At 41.0% G+C, this 20986-nt stretch carries 20 protein-coding genes and 1 other RNA gene; 13 read left to right on the forward strand and 8 right to left on the reverse strand.

Annotation, left to right across the window (positions count from 1 at the left end; all coding sequences use genetic code 11):
- Positions 1–87 precede the first annotated feature (87 nt).
- Positions 88–1470, reverse strand: a complete 1383-nt coding sequence (locus ACNSN2_RS01660; protein ID WP_418608324.1) for an MBL fold metallo-hydrolase RNA specificity domain-containing protein — start codon at positions 1468–1470, stop codon at positions 88–90.
- A gap of 339 nt (positions 1471–1809) precedes the next feature.
- On the reverse strand, positions 1810–2733 hold the full coding sequence (locus ACNSN2_RS01665; RefSeq protein ID WP_013464036.1) for a manganese-dependent inorganic pyrophosphatase: 924 nt from the start codon (positions 2731–2733) through the stop codon (positions 1810–1812).
- Between the two features lie 117 nt (positions 2734–2850).
- Between ACNSN2_RS01665 and ACNSN2_RS01670 the strand changes: the two genes are divergently transcribed.
- From ACNSN2_RS01670 to ACNSN2_RS01715, 10 genes are all read left to right on the forward strand, one after another.
- Positions 2851–3351, forward strand: a complete 501-nt coding sequence (locus tag ACNSN2_RS01670) for a hypothetical protein (protein ID WP_418608327.1) — start codon at positions 2851–2853, stop codon at positions 3349–3351.
- Positions 3352–3364: 13 nt separating this feature from the next.
- Positions 3365–4174: a bifunctional DNA-formamidopyrimidine glycosylase/DNA-(apurinic or apyrimidinic site) lyase gene (gene mutM, locus ACNSN2_RS01675; protein ID WP_418608329.1), complete on the forward strand. Its 810-nt coding sequence runs from the start codon at positions 3365–3367 to the stop codon at positions 4172–4174.
- A 300-nt stretch (positions 4175–4474) separates the two neighbouring features.
- Positions 4475–4903 (forward strand): 50S ribosomal protein L13, encoded by a 429-nt coding sequence (gene rplM / locus ACNSN2_RS01680; protein ID WP_008110876.1) that lies wholly within the window; start codon positions 4475–4477, stop codon positions 4901–4903.
- A gap of 8 nt (positions 4904–4911) precedes the next feature.
- Entirely contained in the window at positions 4912–5304 is a 393-nt protein-coding gene (gene rpsI / locus ACNSN2_RS01685) for a 30S ribosomal protein S9 (RefSeq protein WP_024600778.1), read from the forward strand.
- Positions 5305–5495: 191 nt separating this feature from the next.
- Entirely contained in the window at positions 5496–5843 is a 348-nt protein-coding gene (locus tag ACNSN2_RS01690; RefSeq protein WP_418608332.1) for a four helix bundle protein, read from the forward strand.
- A gap of 579 nt (positions 5844–6422) precedes the next feature.
- The gene (petA, locus tag ACNSN2_RS01695; protein ID WP_010390661.1) at positions 6423–7013 is read left to right on the forward strand and encodes a ubiquinol-cytochrome c reductase iron-sulfur subunit; all 591 of its coding nucleotides are present in this window, start codon (positions 6423–6425) and stop codon (positions 7011–7013) included.
- Positions 7013–8278, forward strand: coding sequence for a cytochrome b (locus ACNSN2_RS01700; RefSeq protein ID WP_010390662.1), 1266 nt, complete (start codon positions 7013–7015; stop codon positions 8276–8278). Before petA ends, ACNSN2_RS01700 begins: the two co-directional genes overlap by 1 nt.
- A complete protein-coding gene (locus tag ACNSN2_RS01705) occupies positions 8275–9018 on the forward strand; it encodes a cytochrome c1 (RefSeq protein WP_109875379.1) in 744 nt (247 codons plus the stop codon). The genes ACNSN2_RS01700 and ACNSN2_RS01705 overlap by 4 nt, the downstream gene beginning before the upstream one ends.
- A gap of 79 nt (positions 9019–9097) precedes the next feature.
- Positions 9098–9724: a stringent starvation protein SspA gene (gene sspA, locus ACNSN2_RS01710; protein ID WP_008110861.1), complete on the forward strand. Its 627-nt coding sequence runs from the start codon at positions 9098–9100 to the stop codon at positions 9722–9724.
- Positions 9724–10161: a ClpXP protease specificity-enhancing factor gene (locus ACNSN2_RS01715; protein ID WP_008110860.1), complete on the forward strand. Its 438-nt coding sequence runs from the start codon at positions 9724–9726 to the stop codon at positions 10159–10161. The genes sspA and ACNSN2_RS01715 overlap by 1 nt, the downstream gene beginning before the upstream one ends.
- 451 nt (positions 10162–10612) lie before the next feature.
- Here the strand turns inward: ACNSN2_RS01715 and dolP are convergent, their stop codons facing one another.
- The 4 genes from dolP to ACNSN2_RS01735 all read right to left on the reverse strand — a co-directional run bounded on the left by dolP (position 10613) and on the right by ACNSN2_RS01735 (position 14168).
- Positions 10613–11179 (reverse strand): division/outer membrane stress-associated lipid-binding lipoprotein, encoded by a 567-nt coding sequence (gene dolP / locus ACNSN2_RS01720; protein ID WP_418608336.1) that lies wholly within the window; start codon positions 11177–11179, stop codon positions 10613–10615.
- Positions 11172–11765 carry an SIS domain-containing protein gene (locus ACNSN2_RS01725; protein ID WP_008110721.1) on the reverse strand — a complete coding sequence of 198 codons (594 nt, stop codon included), beginning with the start codon at positions 11763–11765 and terminating at the stop codon, positions 11172–11174. The genes dolP and ACNSN2_RS01725 overlap by 8 nt, the downstream gene beginning before the upstream one ends.
- 141 nt (positions 11766–11906) lie before the next feature.
- Positions 11907–12278 (reverse strand): YraN family protein, encoded by a 372-nt coding sequence (locus ACNSN2_RS01730; protein WP_008110719.1) that lies wholly within the window; start codon positions 12276–12278, stop codon positions 11907–11909.
- A 9-nt stretch (positions 12279–12287) separates the two neighbouring features.
- Complete coding sequence (locus tag ACNSN2_RS01735) at positions 12288–14168, reverse strand: penicillin-binding protein activator (RefSeq protein WP_054202318.1); 1881 nt, start codon at positions 14166–14168, stop codon at positions 12288–12290.
- A gap of 60 nt (positions 14169–14228) precedes the next feature.
- On the opposite strand from ACNSN2_RS01735, the gene rsmI reads away from it, so the two are divergent.
- Positions 14229–15086 carry a 16S rRNA (cytidine(1402)-2'-O)-methyltransferase gene (rsmI, locus tag ACNSN2_RS01740; RefSeq protein WP_418608340.1) on the forward strand — a complete coding sequence of 286 codons (858 nt, stop codon included), beginning with the start codon at positions 14229–14231 and terminating at the stop codon, positions 15084–15086.
- A gap of 43 nt (positions 15087–15129) precedes the next feature.
- Positions 15130–15494, forward strand: an RNA gene (rnpB, locus tag ACNSN2_RS01745) — RNase P RNA component class A.
- Between the two features lie 191 nt (positions 15495–15685).
- Here the strand turns inward: rnpB and ACNSN2_RS01750 are convergent.
- Positions 15686–16789, reverse strand: coding sequence for a mechanosensitive ion channel family protein (locus tag ACNSN2_RS01750; protein ID WP_418608342.1), 1104 nt, complete (start codon positions 16787–16789; stop codon positions 15686–15688).
- Between the two features lie 122 nt (positions 16790–16911).
- Here ACNSN2_RS01750 and ACNSN2_RS01755 point away from each other — a divergent pair, with 122 nt between their 5' ends.
- Positions 16912–17859: a YihY/virulence factor BrkB family protein gene (locus ACNSN2_RS01755; protein ID WP_054202316.1), complete on the forward strand. Its 948-nt coding sequence runs from the start codon at positions 16912–16914 to the stop codon at positions 17857–17859.
- 14 nt (positions 17860–17873) lie between these two features.
- Here the strand turns inward: ACNSN2_RS01755 and ACNSN2_RS01760 are convergent, their stop codons facing one another.
- Positions 17874–20909, reverse strand: coding sequence for an EAL domain-containing protein (locus ACNSN2_RS01760; protein WP_138623274.1), 3036 nt, complete (start codon positions 20907–20909; stop codon positions 17874–17876).
- Positions 20910–20986: the final 77 nt, after the last annotated feature.

The raw sequence follows: 20986 nt of genomic DNA on the forward strand, positions 1-20986 counted from the left end.
GGCGACGGGCATCGGGTAACGAGCTATGAGCGACGGGGTATGGGCATCGAGCCTAGAACCTCGAACCTCGAACCTCGAACCTCGAACTTATCCCTTCCCAATCTCAACCTTTACATCTTCCCCCAACACTTCCCTATATTTTGCTGCGAGTGCATTTTTAGCGTCATCATCGCCGTGGACTATTTTTATATGGCGGGGCTTTTTGCGCATACCGGTTACAAATTTAATTAAACCAGTTTGATCTGCATGGGCGCTGTAGCCGCTTATAGTGTGTATTTTTGCGTTAATATTAATGCGGGTATTATTAATAAATACATAGCCATTTTTTGGGCCATAGGTTTGTATATCACGACCTAATGTACCTCGGCCTTGGTAACCTACAAAGAGTACGTCGGTGGTTTCATCTGTTAAAAATCGCTCTAGATAGTTTACTATTCGTCCGCCGCTGCACATACCGCTTGCAGCTAGAATAATAGCGGGGGTTTGACGGGTCGCTAAGTAATTTATTAACGCTAAGTGCTCACTATGGGTGTTTATTGTAGTGAGGTTTTCAAAGTCGAGAGGGTGGCGGCCTTTGGCTACTTTTTGTTTAGCTTCTTCATCCCATAAATATTTAAATTTTCGATACTGCTGAGTAAAGTTAGCCGCCATGGGGGAGTCGAGTATTACTTGTATTGTGCGCCAAGGTGAGTTTTTAGTTGAAGCATGAATTAGTTGTTCAAGTTCGTATAACAGCTCTTGTGTACGGCCTATACTAAATGCAGGCACAAGCACGATACCGTTGTCGGCAACTGCGCGCTCAATCACGGTTTTTAATGTTTGCGTACGCTGCTTTCGTCCTTGATGGTTTTTATCACCATAGGTTGACTCAATAACTAAAGTATCTGCTTTATAAGGCGCCTTAGGTGCGCGTAGTAAAGGTGTATAGGGCGCCCCTAAATCACCTGAAAATACGACCCGATGACTGTTTTTAGCTTTACGAGTTGGTATGCTTATATCTATTTCAACATAAGCCGAGCCTAAAATATGCCCTGCTCGTTGTAGTCGGGCTTTGGCTATGTGTTCACCTTTGCAAGGTAGCTCAAACCAGGTTTTAAAATCAACTTCAATAATTTGCTGTTTAAGTAACTTTAGGCAGGTATCTATTATTTTTTGATCGCGCGTGACGCCCACTTTTAATGCATCTTCAATTACTAACGGCAGTAAGCTTGCTGATGCAATAGAGGTAAATATGGGCCCTTTAAAGCCAGCCATTAACAAGTAGGGAATCCGCCCAACATGATCAATATGGCAATGGGTAACGATCAACGCGCGAACTGTGTATATATTAAATTCAATATTAAGATCATCAACAGAATCTTCACCCTGGAATAGTCCGCAGTCAATTAGAAAAGAGCTTTGGTCGTTTATTATCAGCTGGTGGCATGAGCCTGTTACGCCATTTACCGCTCCGTGGTGAAGTATTTGCATTTTATGTCCTTATGTTTTGGCTGCGGGCCTTTGGTTACGGCTCGAAGCTCGAATCCTAGCGCTTAGAGCCTAAGCCTTTATTTTATAGGTAAATATAGCAGGTATTTTAATGTCGGAGGGGCTTTATACGTAACGGACGGGCCACGAGCGGCGGGCAGAGGGCCTAGTACCTATCACTTCGAACCTAAACCCTAATACTGACGCGGGGTGAACCCGCTGCTACAGGCATAAAAAAACCTTGCGATATTAACCGCAAGGTTTTTAAATTTCTCGAACCTCGAACCTCGAACCTCGAACCTCGAACCTCGAACCTCGAACCTCGAACCTCGAACCTCGAACCTAGCTCTTAAAAGCGTCTTGCAGTGGTGGCACTACTTGCTTTTTACGACTTAATACGCCGTCTAGCCATACTTTACCGTCTTCAGGTTTTTCACCATAGGCTTGCTCAACTAGGCTAGCATCGTCTGATGCAATTAGCATTTGTGAGCCTTCTTTCATAATGTCGGTCAGAAGTAAAAATACCGAGTGACGACCGCCTTCTTCTTTAAGCTTCGCGATGTCGGCTTCAAGGTCGGCTTTAATCTCGTCAAATACCGCAAGGTCAATAACTTCTAACTGACCAATACCAACAAGGTTACCGTTCATGTTAAAGTCTTTAAAGTCACGCATTACTAAGTCACGTACTGGCGTATCTTCAACGGCTGATTTAACGCGGAACATGTCCATGCCCAGTTCTTTAAAGTCTTCAATGCCTGCAATTTCTGCAAGCGCTTCAACACATTTAATATCGGCAGTAGTACAGGTTGGTGACTTAAAAATAACCGTGTCGCTTAAAATGGCGCAAAGCATAATGCCGGCAATGTCTTTAGGGATCTCAACGTTGTAGAAGTCATACATCATTTTAATAATGGTGTTAGAACAACCGACAGGGCGGATCCAACACTCAAGCGGTGTCGATGAGGTTAAATCACCTAGCTTGTGATGATCTACCACGCCAACAACGCGAGCCTGATCAATATCATCAGGCGCTTGGGTTTTTTCTGTGTGGTCTACAATATAAACGTCTTCGCCAGCGTAGCTAAGTTTTAGCTCAGGTGCTTCAAAACCGAATTTATCTAAAATAAATTGTGTTTCTGGTGAAACTTCACCTAAGCGAGTTGGGATTGCTGGTTCATCAATTTGGTTTTTTAAATAAGCCAGTGCAATTGCACCACATATTGAATCTGAATCTGGGATTTTATGGCCCACTACATACATTGACATGACTAAACTCCTTAAAATTTGCCGATATTCTAGCAAAGTCTTTGGGTTTTAACATATAGACAGTGTAATTAAGTTTTGGTTACACTTTAAATCGATATTATTAATTGGAAGACCCACATGCAACTCGGCCGAAAAGGTTGGAACAATGTTATTATTTTTTCGATGTTGATTATGATCTTCTTTTTAAATGGACTGCATAAAAACATAGGGAATGATGAAACACAGGCGCAACTGCAGCCACTACTTCCTCCTCAAAGTTTTGTATTAACACTTAAATTTATCGACCAAAAAATTGAGCGTATTGGCACTAGTTGGCGTACTACTGCTTTGCAAAAAAATGCACCGCTTAGTTGGCAAGGCTCAGAGCAGCAACTTAGTGAGCTAGTTTATTTATGGCAAAATACCGCGCTGATGACGACTACCACACCTGATGCGCTTGATATGAATAAGCCACTATCGGTAGCCACGCTTGAACTCGCCGGTGAGCCCCTACCTTGGGTGTACTTACTATTTGAGGCGAATGGTCAGTATTATTTATTCGATAAAACCAGTCAGCGATTATTGTTGCTAGATTTAACCACTGCAACACAATTATTTCCAAGTTTTACCTTTTCATAAGTGAGTATTATTAATGCCTGAATTACCAGAAGTAGAAGTTAGCCGTATGGGCATTACCCCCCATGTGCTAAACCAAGTTGTGACTAAGGTAAATATTCATAATGGCAGTATGCGCTGGCCTGTGCCAGATGAGGTGTATCAACTTGAGGGGTTAGTGGTTAGCAGTATTGAACGCCGTGCAAAATATTTATTATTAGAGTGCGAGCTAGGCTCGGCTATATTGCATTTAGGTATGTCGGGTAACTTGCGGGTTGTGAACGCCAATGAGCCACTTAAAAAGCATGACCATGTTGAGTTTATTTTAGCGAATAATAAGGCGCTGCGTTTAAACGATCCACGTCGCTTTGGTTGCTGTTTATGGCAAGCACCCAATGAAGAGCATAAGTTACTTGCTAAATTAGGCCCCGAGCCACTCACCGATGACTTTTTTGCTAAACGTGTTTATGAGCAATCTCGTAATAAAAAAGTGCCTGTTAAACAGTTTATTATGAATAACGCCGTGGTGGTGGGGGTTGGTAATATTTACGCTAACGAATCATTATTTAAAGCAGGTATCGATCCGCGAAAAGAAGCAGGTAAGGTAAGCCTTAAACGCTACCAAGCATTAATCCCAATTATAAAAGACACCCTAGCCGCAGCAATTACTCAAGGCGGCACAACGTTGAAAGACTTTGCCCAAAGTGACGGTAAGCCAGGCTACTTTGCGCAACAGCTATTAGTGTATGGCCGAAAGGGCCAGCCTTGTGTAAATTGCGAGAGCGAACTAACCGAAATTCGCCTAGGTCAACGCAGCACCGTTTTTTGTGAGGTGTGTCAGAAGTAATAAAGGTAAAGAGTAAAGTTCTCGGACGACGGGTAACGGGCCTCGAAGCTCGTACCTCGCCCCCCGTAGCCCGACACTCGAGCCTAAAACTTTTTGTGGAAAAAACAACCGACCGGTAGCAATGTAGTTTAAGTGCTGGTATACTCCCGCGTCTGCCACGTTGCGTTCTATGTCCTCATATAGTTTAGCCACTTGTGAGCGGCGAAAAAGTCTAAAACTCGAAGGGGTTGTAGCATACTTAGAGCGGTAGTTAATAATAACTACCTGTGGTTTTAATTGAAAAACATTGGATTTTTATAAATGAAAACGTTTGTTGCTAAACCAGAAACAGTAAAACGTGACTGGTACGTAGTTGACGCTGAAGATAAAACTTTAGGTCGCATCGCTACTGAAATCGCTCATCGCCTACGCGGTAAGCACAAAGCTGAGTACACACCACACGTAGATACTGGTGATTACATCATCGTTATCAACGCTGAGAAAGTTACTGTTACTGGTAACAAATTCAAAGATAAAGTGTACTACGCTCACTCTGGTTTCCCAGGTGGTCTTAAGTCTACTACTTTTGATAAACTTCAAGCTGCAAAGCCTGAAATGATCATCGAAAAAGCTGTTAAAGGCATGTTGCCACGTGGTCCTTTAGGCCGCGCTATGTTCCGCAAACTTAAAGTTTACGCGGGTACTGAGCATAACCATGCTGCACAACAGCCTCAGGTTCTAGACATTTAAGGAGCACTATCATGGCAAATCAATACTACGGTACAGGTCGTCGTAAAAGTTCAAGTGCTCGCGTATTCTTACGCCCAGGCACTGGTAACATCGTAATCAACAAGCGCTCTTTAGAAGAGTACTTTGGTCGCGAAACAGCACGCATGGTTGTTCGTCAAGCTCTTGAGCTTGTAGACATGACTGAAAAATTTGACCTTCACATCACCGTTGCCGGTGGTGGTACTACTGGTCAAGCTGGTGCTATCCGTCACGGTATCACTCGTGCACTTATGGAGTTTGACGAGTCACTACGTCCACAACTTCGTAAAGCAGGTTTCGTTACTCGTGATGCACGTAAAGTTGAACGTAAGAAAGTGGGTCTTAAGAAAGCGCGTAAGCGTCCACAGTTCTCAAAACGTTAATTTTTACGTTATCAAGAATTCAAAAACCCAGCTTATGCTGGGTTTTTTGTTTTGTAGCTATAAGATTTTGCTTCAAGGTTCAAGGTTCAAGGTTCAAGGTTCAAGGTTCGAGCTATAAATTTGATCTAAGCTTTGTGTCTTTCTTATTTTACAGTTATAAGTTAAGCATGTTTCAGCTGACTGGTTATGTTATGAGGTTTGAAGATTTAAGGGTATGGCAACGTTCAGCCGATTTAGCTTGCGAGATTTATTTACATTTTAAGCAGAGCAAAGAGTTTGGTTTAAAAGATCAAATAACACGATCTGCACTTTCAATTTCTTCAAATATAGCAGAGGGTTATGAACGAATAACTCCTAAAGATTATATTCGATTTTTATCATACTCTAAGGGGAGTTGTGGAGAATTACGCTCTCAAATTTACATTGCACTAAAAATAGGTGAAGTTGATACGACAAAGGCTAGTGAATGGATTGAGGAGACTCGTGAACTTTCCCGTATGATTTCAGCATTGATGAAATCAATCGATGCTTGGGATTAAGAGGTTCAAAATTAAATATTCATTCAAAAATATATGAGTATGTTTGACCTTTGGCCTTTGACCTTTGACCTTTAACCTTTAACCTTTAACCTTTAACCTTTAATTCTCCCCTTACGACTAATGTCGACATTAGCTTGATCAGAATCGGCAAAGCATGCGTATTTATTGAACGAAAGCTTAAAAATGACCGACTAACGCAAAAAAAGTTAAATAATTATCGCAATTAGTTTAAATCCATCAGTTAATTGGTGAATTTTTTTGCTACAATTGGCGGGCAAATAAAGTGAATGAGTTTAATGTCGCCAAATTCAGTTGTTACTGTACTTAGTTGGTGAGATTGTACTTGTTTACAAATTGTTTTTACGGAAGCGATACTATAGTCATTTGGTTTCATACTCGAGCTTACTTAATCAACTATTTGAGCAAGTCAGGTTTATTCGAGCAGGAGGCTGTGAATAACCTTGTTTTAAGCAAGGGTTTTAATTATGATCGTTTCTCTTTTAAAATTCGAAAAATTAACCTGCTGTAACTGATGTTCTCAATATAGCAAGTGTTGAGAATCATAGTGGAGATAAGTGGATGAGCAATGCGCCTGTAGACAATGGCCGACGTCGCTTTTTAACCATAGCTACCTCTGTTGTTGGTGGTGTTGGTGCGGCTGGGGCTGCTGTTCCTTTTATTGCGTCTTGGAATCCAAGTGAGCGAGCTAAATCTGCAGGTGCGCCTGTAGAAGTAGATATCAGCAAACTTGAGCCAGGACAATTAATACGTGTCGAGTGGCGTGGTAAACCTGTATGGGTTGTATCACGGACCCCAAAAATGCTTGAGCAGATGAAAGAACATGAAGGTCAACTTCGTGATCCGCAATCGCAAGAGCCACAACAATTAGAATCATCAACCAATGATTTCCGTTCATTACGCCCAGAGATTTTTGTCGCTGTAGGTATTTGTACGCATTTGGGTTGTTCACCTAGCTTTTTACAAGGTGGCTTTGGTGAGAAAGTGGAAGGGACTGATGACGGTTTTTACTGTCCATGTCACGGTTCTAAGTTTGATATGGCTGGCCGTGTATTCCAATCGGTACCTGCACCATTAAATTTAGAAATTCCACCATATACTTTTCTTGATGAGACCACTATTTTAGTGGGCGAAGAACAAGGGGTGGCCTAATGTTTGGTAAAATTGTTGAGTGGATAGACGACCGTATCCCAATGACACGTGTTTGGAACATGCACATTGCACAGTATCCAGCACCGAAAAACTTTAACTTCTGGTACTTCTTCGGCTCTCTAGCTATGTTAGTACTAGTAAACCAAATACTTACAGGTATTTGGTTAACGATGAACTATGTACCATCTGCTGAAGGTGCATTTGCATCAGTAGAATACATCATGCGTGATGTAGAGTACGGTTGGTTATTACGTTATTTGCATTCAACGGGTGCATCTGCGTTTTTCATCGTTGTTTACATGCACATGTTCCGTGGCATGATCTACGGTTCTTACCAAAAACCACGTGAATTACTGTGGTTATTCGGTATGTTCATTTTCTTAGCCCTAATGGCTGAAGCATTCATGGGTTACTTATTACCATGGGGCCAAATGTCGTTCTGGGGTGCACAGGTAATCATTTCATTATTCGGGGCAATCCCGGTTATTGGTGATGACTTAACACTGTGGATCCGTGGTGACTATGTAATTTCAGGTGCGACGCTTAACCGCTTCTTTGCATTACACGTAATTGCACTGCCATTGGTTATTGTTATCTTAGTATTTTTACACATTGTTGCACTACACGAAGTGGGTTCTAATAACCCAGACGGTATTGATAACAAACGTAAAAAAGGAACTGTGGCTGAAGAAGACAAGCCTAAATTTAAGTTCCATGAATACTACACTGACAAAAAAGACATTATTGATGCGATTCCGTTCCACCCTTATTACACAGTAAAAGATATTGTGGGCGTGGTTGGTTTCTTAATCTTGTTCTGCTGGGTTGTGTTCTTTATGCCTGCTATGGGTGGCTTCTTCTTAGAAGCGCCAAACTTTGAAGCAGCTAACCCACTTAAAACACCAGAGCATATTTTCCCTGTTTGGTACTTCACGCCATTCTATGCAATCTTACGTGCAATCCCTGACAAACTAATGGGTGTTGCTGCAATGGGTGCATCAATTGTCGTGCTAGCATTATTACCTTGGATTGACCGTGGTTCGGTTCGTTCAGTTCGTTACCGTTGTGGTTTCCACAAATGGAACATTGCAGGTTTTGTTGTTACTTTCGTTCTTTTAGGTTGGGTTGGTGCTACACCACAAACTGATTTTAAAACGATTGTTTCGCAAGTTTGTACTGTGACTTACTTTATGTTCTTCGTACTGTTATTCGTTTACAGTAAGAATGAAAAAACTAAGCCATTGCCTGAGAGGTTAACGAAATGATGAAAAAGCTATTAATAGGTTTATTTGCTTTATCAGTAAACGTGTTACCTGCAATGGCGGCAGGCCCGTCAGTTCCTCTAATGGAAGCGGGTAACGATATATCTGATCAACCTTCTTTGCAGCGTGGCGCAAAGTTGTTCATGAACTACTGTCTTGGTTGTCACCAAATGCAGTATCAACGTTATGAGCGTACTTTCCGTGACATTGGTATTCCAACAGAGATTGGTCAAGAGCAACTTATTTTTGATGGTTCAAAAGTGGGTGGCCATATCCTTAACGCGATGGCAAAAGAAGATGCTGCAAAATGGTTTGGTGCGGCTCCGCCGGATCTAACTAACGTTGCGCGTGTGCGTGGCAGCGATTGGATTTACACCTATTTAAAATCGTTTTACAAAGATGAATCTCGTCCGTTTGGCGTAAATAATACGTTATTCCCATCGGTGGGTATGCCACATGTTCTTCAAGAGTTGCAAGGTGTTCCTACTGCAATTACTGAAGAAGTAACAGTAGATGGTAAAACAACCACTCATATTACTGGTACAAAAACAGATGGTACGGGCGAATTAAGTGTAGATGAATATGACCAAGCAGTTCGTGATTTAACGAATTTCCTAGAGTATGTAGGTGAACCTACACGTCTCGAATCGGAAGCGCTAGGTATTAAGGTAATCGGATTTTTAATTATCCTATTTATCTTGGCATTTATGCTGAAGAAAGAATACTGGAGAGATGTTCATTAAGTTTGAACATATTTAAAGGTAATTTTGCAATAGGGGCTTAAGCCCCTATTGCTGTTTTAGTTATTTAATGGAGGTAGGCATGGCCGTAGCTGCCAATAAGCGCCCTGTAATGACCCTTTTTTCTGGTGCTAACTGTATGTATAGCCACCAAGTACGCATTGTACTTGCTGAAAAAGGTGTAAGTGTAGATATTCATATGGCTGAAAAGGATAACCTGCCAGAAGCACTTCACGAAATTAACCCTTACGGCACAGTGCCAACACTGATTGACCGTGAGCTTGGTTTATATCAGGCAAACATCATCATGGAATACCTTGATGAACGTTTTCCTCATCCTCCACTAATGCCTGTATATCCGGTCATGCGTGGTCGTAGTCGATTAATGATGCACCGTATTGATACTGATTGGTACAGCCTAGCTGAAAAAATCATTAACAACACATCTGATGCCGCGCAAGCTCGTAAAGAGCTGACAGAAGCATTACTTGCAATAGCACCAATCTTTAGTGAAGCGCCTTACTTTATGAGTGAAGAGTTTAGCTTAGTTGATTGTTACTTAGCACCACTATTATGGCGTTTACCAGAGTTTGGTATTGAGCTTAATGGTGCAGGCTCTAAAGAACTTAAAGAGTATATGATCCGTTTATTTGAACGTGAATCATTCCAAGCTTCTTTAACTGAAGCAGAGCGTGAGATCCGTTTATAATGACTTCTAATCGTCCTTATTTACTACGCGCTTTTTTTGATTGGATTGTTGATAACGAATGCACGCCACACTTAGTGGTTAATGCTGACTTTCCTGCAGTGCAAGTGCCAACACAGTTTGTCCAAGATGGTCAAATTGTATTGAACATAAGCCCTTCGGCGGTTACGCAGTTTTCGTTAGATAATACTCAGCTTAGCTTTAACGCGCGCTTTGGCGGTCAGCCAATGCAAGTGTACGTGCCTTTAGGGGCTGTACTTGCAATATATGCACGTGAAAATGGCGAAGGCACAGTCTTTACTGCAGATGAGTTTTTAGAGGACGAAGACGATTTTGCTCCAGAGCTTGAAAGTGTCGATTCATCACCTGAAATAGTTGATGAAACGCCAGCTCCCAAGCCTGAAAAGAAAAAAGGCTCACATTTACGCGTTATAAAATAGCCCATAAATGTTAGAAAAAAAACCGCTTAAGAAGCGGTTTTTTTATGTCTGTATGAAAATATTAGGTTAAAGGTTAAAGGTTAAAGATTAGAAAGGCTCACGGGCGGCGAGAGGCGGGTTAAGATTGATTGGTGCAGCAGCGGGTTTACACCGCGTCTGGTCTAAAGTGAAGAGCAGGTTTTAGGTATTAGGTCTAGGTGTTAGGTAGAGATTAAGCCAAGCAGGGTGCTTGGGTTCACGGCAGTGGGCAGCGGGCTGCGAGAAGCGAGCAACGGGCCTAGAGACTCGAATTAATCAGTTAGGCTAATGGTTACTGTTTTCTCATTTACTCCTCATTCACTTCTCTTTGTGTATATGGTTTTTTAAGCGGGTTTATTGCCTACAGGTATAAAAAACCTTGCGATGTTAACCGCAAGGTTTTTAAATTTCTCGAACCTCGAACCTCGGACTTTTACAAATACTCAAACACTTTAACTACCCGCTCTACGCCAGAGATGTTGCGAGCTATATTAACGGCTTGGTTTGCTTCAGCGTCAGATACTAGCCCCATTAAGTATACTTCGGCATTTTCAGTCACTACTTTTATATTATTACTGCTGATATTTTCAGCCGCTAGAAGCTGCGCTTTTACTTTTGAGGTTAACCATGAATCGTGTGTTTGCGTGGTGATACCAATATTAGAGCCAATGCGAAGTTGGTTATGAATTTTGCGGATACCAGATAGGTTCTCAATGGTTTTAAACGCTTGGTTTTTCATTTCTTGGTTAGGCACTTGTCCTACCATTAAAACCACGCCATTTACGCTTATAACGCTGATATGAGCAAACTTGTTAAGGCGTTCATCTTCACTAATAGCAATGCTGGCTTTTATTTCAATGTTGTTGTCGTCTATTTGCGAGCCAATGGTTCGTCTATCGTTAGCGGCAGTAACAGCACTGGCTGTACCGGCGACCACAGCAGCGGCACAGCCTTGTAATAATATAACAGTGCCTAAAATAATTAGGGAGCGTTTAAACATAATTTTCGTCCTGAGGGAAAAGGGTTAAATCCACCAACTCACTTAAACAGTGAAGGTTCACTAAATGCGATTCAATAATGCGACTCGGGCGTTTAGACGGCGTACGAATTTCTACATCGTTATGGCCAAGCAAGCCAACGAGTTCGCCGCCATCATCGCCTACCATTACTATGACCTTCATATCTTTGGTAAGTGCCGCTTCTACTGCAGAAATTATGTGTTTTTCATTACCATTAATGGCAAGTACCAATAATAAGTCACCTTGCTGAGCAAAGGCACGAACTTGGCGTGCAAATGTATCGTGGTCATCTATTTGATTGCCTTGGCCCAAGTTAATATTTTCTTGTGAGAGAGCGATTGCAGGTAAGCAGGGACGTTCTGTTTCGTAAAAATTAACCAGTACGCCTGCCATGTGTTGTGCCAGCATATGGCAGTTTGCAGTACCGCAACAGATCAATTTATTCCCATTGATCAGGCTTTGTGCAATGGTAAATGCCGCTGATTCTAACGCGCTTGGCAACACTTCGCCTGCAGCTATTTGAACTTGAATACTTTCTTTAAAAATTTCTTTAATTGTATCTTGCATGGGTTACCAACAATTTATCTCTAATTCTGTGTGAGCTCACACCGGCTTTATTAAAAGGTGATTATTTTAGGCGTAAGCTAATGTTTAACTGTATGCTCAACATGAAGCTGTTGTAATCGTCTTATTTTTATACATCAGACATTAAAATACGTTTTTCAGCCAGTTAATATGTAATGACGGTTCGCCTGTTATAGCTACGTAATCAATACGTAATGGCTGGTTTTTTAAGTTTTTAGCACCAAGGTAATGATAAATAGTGCGCTTTAACTTAGCTTGCTTTTGCGGGCTTAGCGCATAATTAGCGCCGCCTTTTATGTTATTTTTACGAAACTTAACTTCAACAAACACTAAGGTGTCACCGTCTTTCATAATGACATCAAGTTCGCCGTAGGGGCAGTAGTAATTCCGCTCAATCGCTTTTAAACCTTGCGCTTCTAAATACTTTTGCGCTTGGCGCTCATAATACTGGCCTTTTTCACGACTATTTTGCCACAGCTGTTTAAACCACGACATGCTAACCCCTTAGTTAATAATGGTTATGCCATCGTTTGCCGACTGCATAAATAGCGGCACAGGGCGTTGTGTTTTTAATTCCACAGGTTTTATACGGCGATTGCTGTACTGCGCCCATTGCAGTGATCGTTCAATATCACCGGCACTATTAATGGATAATTTACCGCTTAAGCCTGAAAAGTATTTATCGGGTGTAATGCTCAGCTGTCTAATATCATTCAGCATGGCGACGGCATCATAGGCCATGGCAAATAAACGTTGGCTAATATCAGCCTGTTCAGGCCATAAATCATTATATTGCTTACGTAGATTATGCTGCGTAATTTGTGAGTCTAACATCCAAGGAAGTTCGGTAAAGTAAAGCCCATCTAAATCGCCTTTGTCAGTGGTATCTATTTGCTTACTATGACTTTTAGAGCTGGCGTAAATAGGGATTCTGTCGGCAAAGGTGCTTACGTTAACATCCAGATAAGGTTTAATTAATCGGGTCTCTATGGCGTCACCTAATATATAAATTGCATCAATATCGCCACGTGAACGGGTTTCACTTTCTACTTCTTTATTAAAAAGTGTTTTAACCGATTTAATACGCTCTTTTGATTTATCAACTTCTAGCAAGCTGGTAATGGTATTGGGCATATCTTTATTGTCGTTGTAAAAGCCAACTTGTGTGGTTGTTTCACTATAGCGTTGCCATTGCAGGTTAAAGTAGTCAATTAAGCGCTGACCATTGGTATTATTTGGCGCTAGCAACATAGGTTTTTGATAACCTTGCGCTAAAAAATGCTCTAGAGTTTGTTGTACTTCATGCTCAGGATTAAGCGCAAAAAAGTAGTGTTGCAGAGAGGTTCGTTCGCCATCAAAGGTATTTAAATGTAATGTGGGTATATCGAGTAATGTATTGGTATTAGCGAGCTTATCTATATTGGCTTTTAATAGCGGGCCAATAACAAAGTCCGGTTGTAATTGTGTTATCTGTGCACCCAACGCTTCGGTCTCGGTATTTTCATCAATAAACAGCGTTTCGCTAATCTCTTTTTTATCAAGCGCAGCCAGTATGCCTGCTTTTAATGCATCCCCTAAGCGCTTGTTAGCACCTGACTGAGGTAATAGCACAACTAAGCGTTCAATATTTAGTGGTGCTAATTCATTGGCGTAGGTATCTTGTTTTGGTAGAACATTGGTACCAGGGTGCCCAAGGTAACGGCGGCGCCAATTATTAATCGCTTGGTCTAAATCAACAGAGCTGTTGGCATAAACCTGATGATACAAAGCTAAGTTAACCCAGCCTTGTTGAATAACCGAGCCACGGTTAAATCGCTCTAATGCATACGAAGAAAGCTGCTTTAAATTATGCCAAAGTGCGTCATTAAGTTTAGGGATAGAAATATTATTTTTTGCTACCGATTCAGAGGCAGCAAAAAAGTAAGGAGCTGCACGTTTTGGTAAGTCTTGCGACGCAAAAATGCTGGCAGTTAAAAATTGGTGCCAAGCAAAATGTTCAGGTTGCTTAAGTTGCCCCTCTAGCGTGTTTAGTACCTCAAGTGCTTGCTGATTTTTATTTTGCTCTTTTTGCGCAAAGGCAATGTATAAACGATTTTGAATTTGATCAACACTGGCGGTAAGTGCAAGTTCAGTGCATATTTTTTCGAGTAGTGGCCAGTTTTCTTCTGTAATTGCGCTATCACGAGCACTATAAAGTAGCTGGATTTTATCAGCGCCATAGCGGTTTTGCGCTAATTGGTAAATAGATTGCGCATTCAGTGCTTCATTTTTCAGCGTATTGGCACTGTTACTTAAGTTATCGCTGGTTTTAGTTGGTTTTTCGGTTGTGCTACACGCCGATAACCCTGACAATATAATTAATAGACTAACTAGTTTAAGTCGCACAATGATTTCCCATACGTTAACGCGATTTGCTTATATTACTGACTGACGCAGGAGACCTCAATGTTAAATGAGGAGAATTCACAGAAAATTGGCACTCTTTACGTTGTTGCCACCCCAATCGGCAATTATGACGACTTAAGTCAGCGTGCAATCGCGACATTATCGCAGGTTGACTTAATCGCGGCTGAAGACACTCGCCATACTGGTAAGCTACTTAGCCACTTTGGTATTAAGGCTAAAACCTTTGCGTTACATGACCATAATGAAAAGCAAAAAGCGCAGCAAATTATCGACCAACTTAATCAAGGGTTAAATATTGCATTAGTTTCTGATGCAGGCACACCCCTGATCAGTGATCCTGGTTATGCGGTGGTTAATTTATGTCGTGAGCAGGGCGCAAGTGTAACACCCGTGCCTGGTGCATGTGCTGCTATTACGGCGGTATGTTGTTCTGGGTTACCTACTGACCGTTTTCAATTTATTGGTTTTACACCTGCTAAAAGTAAAGCGCGCCAAGACTTTTTTATAGATGCGGTTAACTCAAGTATTACCAGTATTATGTATGAAAGTACCCACCGTATTATGGCAAGCCTTGACGATTTAGAAGCAGCGCTAGGTAGTGAGCAGCAGGTGGTATTTGCCAAAGAGCTCACTAAAACCTTTGAAACCTTTTTTAATGGCACAGTGAGTGAGTTAAAGCAGTTTTTAACTGACGATCCAACTAAACAACGCGGCGAAATAGTACTCATGTTGCCAGGGAAAGCTAAGGTAGTTGACGATATTCCACCAGAAGCTCGTAAAATGTTAGCGTTACTCGAAAACGAAATGCCAATGAAAAAAGCGTGTGGTGTAGTAGCCGAATACTTCGGCATGAAGAAAAACGCGTTGTATAAAACAATTATTGAAGAAAAACAGTAAATGTTTACTGCGTAGTGCGGTGCTCTCATGTATACTGCGCGCCGAGTTAGCCAAGATAATCGCTGCCTGTGACGAAAATGATCAGGGGGAGGAAAGTCCGGGCTCCACAGGGCAGAGTGCCAGTTAACGGCTGGGGGGCGTGAGCCCACGACAAGTGCAGCAGAGAGAAGACCGCCAATCTTCGGATTGGTAAGGGTGAAAGGGTGCGGTAAGAGCGCACCGGGCCGCTAGTAATAGTCGGTTGCAAGGTAAACTCCACTCGGAGCAAGACCAAATAGGGTTCCTTATGGCGTGGCCCACGTTGGAACCGGGTAGGTTGCTTGAGCCATAGAGCGATTTATGGCCTAGACGAATGATTATCACTTTCTTCGGAAAGGACAGAACCCGGCTTATATGGCTAACTCACTCATTCAATAAAAAAGCCCGCAGTTAACGCTGCGGGCTTTTTTGTGTTTGAGACAAGCTATCAGGTTCCAGACGGGAGGCGGGTTGCGGGCTTAAAACCTAAACTCGACGCGAGACTAACTATCGCCTTCAGGCATAAAAAAACTTGTAATGTTAACCGCAAGGCTTTTAAATTTCTCGAACCTCGAACCTATCTATATAATATTTTTACCCTGCTCCGGATCGCGCGATTCACCGGCTTGCTCGCGAATATCATCCGTATCACTGCTTACATCATCAATACTGTGTTCATGCTCTGTGTTTTTATGTTTTTGAGTATGTGGTTTCTCTTTAGTTTTTTCTGTTGTCTCTGTTTTAGCTTCGCTTGCTGTGGGGTAAATATCTTCACCTTGGCTATTGAGTAATACACGCTCTCTAGCATCGTCAGGCATACTTATATTATGTTGCGTAAAACTGTTAATTAACTCTCGCATTAGCTGTGAGGCTACTTTAACAATGCTGTATTGTTCGCCGTTGACCCAAAAGTAAACAGTAAAATTGATAGTGGCGGAGCCTAAGTTATCAACCAATACTTGGGGAGGTGGATCGCTAAGCACAGAGTTTTGATTTTTTATAACGCTAATAGCAAGACTTTGTGCGCCGCGAATGTCATTATCGTAGCCAATACCGATTGTGAAATGACCGCGCATCTTTGGATTAGCGGTTAAGTTTTTAATGGTATTTTTATACACAGTCGCATTGGGTATTTGAATATGATTGCCATCGTAGTCAACTAAAGTGGTTGCTCTTGCAGTTACTTTTTTAACAATACCTATTCTACCATCGACTTCTATTACATCATCAATTTTAAATGGACGTTGTACACTCAAAAGTAAACTGGCAATAAAGTTCTCAGCAATATCCCGAAAGGCAAACCCTAAAATAAGCCCTATTAACCCGGTGCCACTCATAATAGCGACCGCGAATTCAGTCAAGCCAGCCAAACGTAAGAAAAGGTAAAACCCGAGTAAAATAATTAAGGTACTAATACCACGCCTAGCAACTAGGTGTACTAATTTACTGTTGGTCATGTAAGTAACGGGCTTTATTAACAAGCGTGATAATGGGGTGGCGATTAAATAACTAATCACCAAAATAATAATACCTAAAAGCAAAGTGGGCAGTAATTGCACGAATGAGTGTAGTAATTGCACGCTTTTCTCTTTTAAAAAGCCCCATGAAACCGAGTTTGGCTGAACGGTATCGATTGCGGGAATAGATGCGTTATTAGCGAGTGTTGCAATTAAAGCGCTTAGCATAGGAGCCATCCATGTTAGGTTGGATTAATTAGGGTCTGTGTAAAACAATAGCAGCAAGTTTAATACCAAGGGGTATTTGTTTGGCAAACATCTTGCAATTAATTGGGAAAAGGGAGTTAGCTATGAGTGACTTTAAGCGTGGCCAAAGAGCCAAGCAGCCTAACCATATCCCTCTGCGTGGCTGGTGGGATATTGCAAAGCGAATTATAAAACAAATGAGCCGTGATAATTTATCCTTGGTGGCAGCAGGCGTGGCCTTTTATGCACTTCTTGCTATTTTTCCTGCCATTGCGGCGTTGGTGTCTGTGTATGCTTATTTTGCTTCACCGAATGATATTAGTGCGTATTTAAGTCAATTTATGGCGTTATTGCCGCAAAGTACCCAAGAGATTATTTTGTCTCAGGTTTCGAGTCTTGCGCAAAAGTCTCAAACCAGTTTAAGTCTTAGCGCACTGGGCACTTTACTGCTCACTATTTGGAGTAGCTCTAAGGGCAGCCAAGCTTTGATCACCGCGTGTAATATTAGTTATCACGAATACGAAAAGCGTTCATTTTTTAAGGCGCAACTTGTACGTTTATTATTTTCAGTGGGCGCGATTGTGGTGGCGGTTATAGCATTGGTAATTATAGGTATATTACCGTTAGCACTTAACCTGTTAGGAATAAAAGAGAGTATTGATTTTTTAATCATGCTTATCTCATGGCCATTACTGGCACTAACCTTTAACTTTGCATTGTTAATTTTATATCGTTACGCGCCTCACAGAAAAGCAGCTAAGTGGCGCTGGGTTACCGTAGGCTCATTCACTGCCACAGTATTATGGATTGTGGCATCTTTTGGCTTTTCATTTTATGTATCTCATTTTGCCAGTTACAACGAAACATATGGCTCTTTAGGTGGGGTGGTTATTATGCTTATGTGGCTATTTATTAGCGCTTATATCATTATTTTAGGAGCTACAATTAATGCAGCGTTAGAGCAGCAAACGGCGCAAGACAGCACTATTGGACCAGATAAAAAAAGAGGGCAGCGAGGTGCATATGTTGCAGACCACCTTGATATTAAATAACTCTATTACTTTTATCAGAGCTTAATTACTTGGTTCGTTGTTATCAGCTGCATAAACGAGGTTTTGTGCAGCGGCTTTGAAAACAAATAGCCTTGACCATAATCACAACCAGCCTCAAGTAATAAATCCATTTGTAATTTTGTTTCTATGCCTTCGGCAATTACTTTTAAACCAAGCTGATGAGCCATCATAATAATTGCTTCACATAAGGCCAGCTCTTGGCTGTTTTTTTGAATATTATCAACAAAGCGTTTATCAATTTTTAGGTAGTCGGTATCCATTTCTTGTAAGTAAGCAAGCGATGAGTAACCAGTACCAAAATCATCGAGTGCTAATTGCATCCCTGATTTAACCAAGGCTTTTAGGCGGCTTTGGGTCAACTCTTCAGGATTAACCATCAAGCCTTCAGTAATTTCTGCCACAATACTCGATGCAGGTAAATTTGCTGTCTCAAGCATGCCATACCAATCGTCTATACCACTGTCTGTGGTTGCGAGCTGCACCGGCGATACGTTAATACTAATTTGAAATTCATCTTGAATGTGTTTTTTAATATCATTAAGTGTTTGCAGTGCTTCAGTAAATACAAATTGACCAAGCGCATTTATTTGTCTGGTTTCTTCAGCAAGAGGAATAAAATCGGCAGGGCTGATCAGGCCTTTTTCTGGGTGTTGCCATCGAATAAGTCCCTCAGCTTTATGAACGTGTAAATCATCAAGGGACACAATAGGCTGATAATATAACTCAAATTGCTCTAACTCTATGGCTGAGCGAAGCTCTTTGAGCAACTGCATTCTTGCATTTGCATCTTCACGCATATCATGTGAGAAAAATTCAAAGTCATTTCGGCCGCTATTTTTTGCCTTATACATAGCTTGGTCAGCAGCTTTAAGCAGTTGCTCTGGGTTTTGGCCATCATCTGGCGCGCAGGCAATACCAATACTGGCACTGATATACACTTTTTCATCTTCAATAAAAATAGTCGAAGCAAGGCTAAGTAGCAGTGATTTTGCTATTTGTTTGATATTATCGCTACCGCGTAAGTCACTAAATACAATAACAAATTCATCGCCACCAATACGTGCTACAAAGTCAGCCTCTTTGGCTGTTTGCACAATTCGCTCAGATACTAATTTAAGTAATCTATCGCCATAATGATGGCCTAACGTATCATTAATATCTTTAAAGTGATCAATATCTAACAGCATAATGACCAGTTTTTGGTCGTGGTTGTTTACGCTCGTAAAGCGTTTATTTAACCGCTCTTTTAGTTCTAGTCGATTAGGTAAGTCGGTTAAATGATCAAAATGAGCTTGTCGCCAAATTAGCTCGTCAGCTTGTTTTTTCTCGGTTAGATCGGTAAAAATAGCAATACGACTAGTTGGGGCTTTATTTTTATCGTAAATAGTATCTATGGTTAACCATTCAGCATACAGCTCGCCATTTTTACGACGATTGGTTATTTCACCTTGCCAGCGGCCAGTTTTATTTATTGACTGCCACATGTAATCATAAAACTCTTTATCGTGTTTACCCGATGATAAAATACCCACCGTTTTATTGAGTACTTCTTTTCGAGAATACAAAGTTGTTTCACAAAATGCAGGGTTCACATCATAAATAACGCCATTTTCATCTGTGATTGCCATACCTTCACTGCTGTTGTTGTAAACTAATGACGCTAAATGCAAAGACTCTTGATTCTGCTTTCGTTGCGTGATGTTACTAATAACAATTATAAACTCATCCACTTTTTTCATTGGGCTGATTTTCGCTTCATAAAACTGATTGTCTTGTTTATGTTCAAGCTCAACAGTGACAGGAGCGCTCAGGGTTGTTAAGTACTCTTCTACTTGTTTTAAATTAGCACTAGAGAATAAACACGATAACTTTTTAGGCGGTGTTGAATGGCTATAATTTAACGATTTAATACGTCCACCGGTATCAAGTATATTGCCATTGGCATCTACGCGTAAAAAAGCATCAGGTAGTGCATTAAGCAAGCTATTTAGCTCGTCATGTTTATGTTTAAGGCATGCTTCAGCTGTTAAGCGAGTTTCAGCCATATATTTAAAACGATGATAGAGTCTATTTAGCTCAGGGCTATTAGGCTGCTCGTCGTCATGAGGCATATTACCGGCTGCTAAGCGGTTAACAGCCTGCGTTAAACTTTTAATCGGGTTTAAGATGCTTTTATTGACTAATCGTCTAGCCAATACGGCTAAAAGAAGGATGGTCATTAAAAATCCTAAAACCATTTTTACAAAGTTAATATCTATTTGCTCAAGTGTTTCATCTATTGGTTGAGTAATATAAATAGAAAGTTTATTGTTATTGCCATCACGGTAGAGAGTGGTTTGATGGAAAACTCTTCGGATACCATCTTTTCCTTTAAAAATAACACCAGCTTGCAAGTTATGCGCTAAATCGAACTTTTCCAATTTGTTGCCTAGTCTATCGGCTGAAAAAGGGTAGTTAGCTAAAATACTACCGTTAGAGTCAGTAATGACAGCTCTGATTTCTGTCGATAAATTTAAAGTATTAAGTGCCGAGCTCCACCAGTCTAAAGCGATTACGGTCACAATAACGCCTTCAATATCATTATTTTCATTTAAGATAGGGTAAGCAAAGTTAATACTTTGCGCTTTGAGGCTGCGATCGTGCTGGAAATGGCCAATACTGAACTCTTTACTGGCGATCGCGTTTTTAAAATAGGGACGGTCACTAATGTTAATATTAGTGTCGCTACTTTTTGATGTACAAATTAGGTCACCATTTTTATTTACTATACCAATATTCGCGATATTACCATTGAGTGCCTTAACATCTAAAAAATACGCAGGACAAGTAGAGGGTAAAGATTGAATGTTTTTCTGTTTTTTTGCTAAAAACTCAGTAACTTTTTTGACATCATCAATCATGCTTTGTTGTTTGATAATTAGTTGCTCAGTGATGGTGCGCACTTTTGTCTCGTGCTCTTTAATGGCTGCGTCACGACTAAACCACAAGGTTACTAAAATAATAGCAGCAACAGGTATGCAAATTAGCATAAGAAGGCGGTAGAGTTGATGTTTTAATGATGAAGTAAAAATAGTCGTATCCAAATTAGTGCAAAGTAGAGTGACGC

It is taken from the genome of Pseudoalteromonas sp. US3C1013 (assembly GCF_048401115.1).
In the GTDB taxonomy this organism is placed as follows: Bacteria; Pseudomonadota; Gammaproteobacteria; order Enterobacterales; family Alteromonadaceae; genus Pseudoalteromonas; species Pseudoalteromonas undina.

What these genes read in the sequence shown, in the direction of transcription:
- petA (WP_010390661.1), top strand. Translation starts at nt 6,423, where the DNA reads ATGAGCAATGCGCCTGTAGACAATGGCCGACGTCGCTTTTTAACCATA.
- ACNSN2_RS01730 (WP_008110719.1), bottom strand. Translation starts at nt 12,278, where the DNA reads ATGTCGTGGTTTAAACAGCTGTGGCAAAATAGTCGTGAAAAAGGCCAG.
- sspA (WP_008110861.1), top strand. Translation starts at nt 9,098, where the DNA reads ATGGCCGTAGCTGCCAATAAGCGCCCTGTAATGACCCTTTTTTCTGGT.
- ACNSN2_RS01750 (WP_418608342.1), bottom strand. Translation starts at nt 16,789, where the DNA reads ATGCTAAGCGCTTTAATTGCAACACTCGCTAATAACGCATCTATTCCC.
- mutM (WP_418608329.1), top strand. Translation starts at nt 3,365, where the DNA reads ATGCCTGAATTACCAGAAGTAGAAGTTAGCCGTATGGGCATTACCCCC.
- ACNSN2_RS01760 (WP_138623274.1), bottom strand. Translation starts at nt 20,909, where the DNA reads ATGCTAATTTGCATACCTGTTGCTGCTATTATTTTAGTAACCTTGTGG.
- ACNSN2_RS01725 (WP_008110721.1), bottom strand. Translation starts at nt 11,765, where the DNA reads ATGCAAGATACAATTAAAGAAATTTTTAAAGAAAGTATTCAAGTTCAA.
- ACNSN2_RS01660 (WP_418608324.1), bottom strand. Translation starts at nt 1,470, where the DNA reads ATGCAAATACTTCACCACGGAGCGGTAAATGGCGTAACAGGCTCATGC.
- ACNSN2_RS01670 (WP_418608327.1), top strand. Translation starts at nt 2,851, where the DNA reads ATGCAACTCGGCCGAAAAGGTTGGAACAATGTTATTATTTTTTCGATG.
- rsmI (WP_418608340.1), top strand. Translation starts at nt 14,229, where the DNA reads ATGTTAAATGAGGAGAATTCACAGAAAATTGGCACTCTTTACGTTGTT.
- rplM (WP_008110876.1), top strand. Translation starts at nt 4,475, where the DNA reads ATGAAAACGTTTGTTGCTAAACCAGAAACAGTAAAACGTGACTGGTAC.
- ACNSN2_RS01665 (WP_013464036.1), bottom strand. Translation starts at nt 2,733, where the DNA reads ATGTCAATGTATGTAGTGGGCCATAAAATCCCAGATTCAGATTCAATA.
- ACNSN2_RS01705 (WP_109875379.1), top strand. Translation starts at nt 8,275, where the DNA reads ATGATGAAAAAGCTATTAATAGGTTTATTTGCTTTATCAGTAAACGTG.
- ACNSN2_RS01715 (WP_008110860.1), top strand. Translation starts at nt 9,724, where the DNA reads ATGACTTCTAATCGTCCTTATTTACTACGCGCTTTTTTTGATTGGATT.
- dolP (WP_418608336.1), bottom strand. Translation starts at nt 11,179, where the DNA reads ATGTTTAAACGCTCCCTAATTATTTTAGGCACTGTTATATTATTACAA.
- ACNSN2_RS01690 (WP_418608332.1), top strand. Translation starts at nt 5,496, where the DNA reads ATGAGGTTTGAAGATTTAAGGGTATGGCAACGTTCAGCCGATTTAGCT.
- ACNSN2_RS01700 (WP_010390662.1), top strand. Translation starts at nt 7,013, where the DNA reads ATGTTTGGTAAAATTGTTGAGTGGATAGACGACCGTATCCCAATGACA.
- ACNSN2_RS01755 (WP_054202316.1), top strand. Translation starts at nt 16,912, where the DNA reads ATGAGTGACTTTAAGCGTGGCCAAAGAGCCAAGCAGCCTAACCATATC.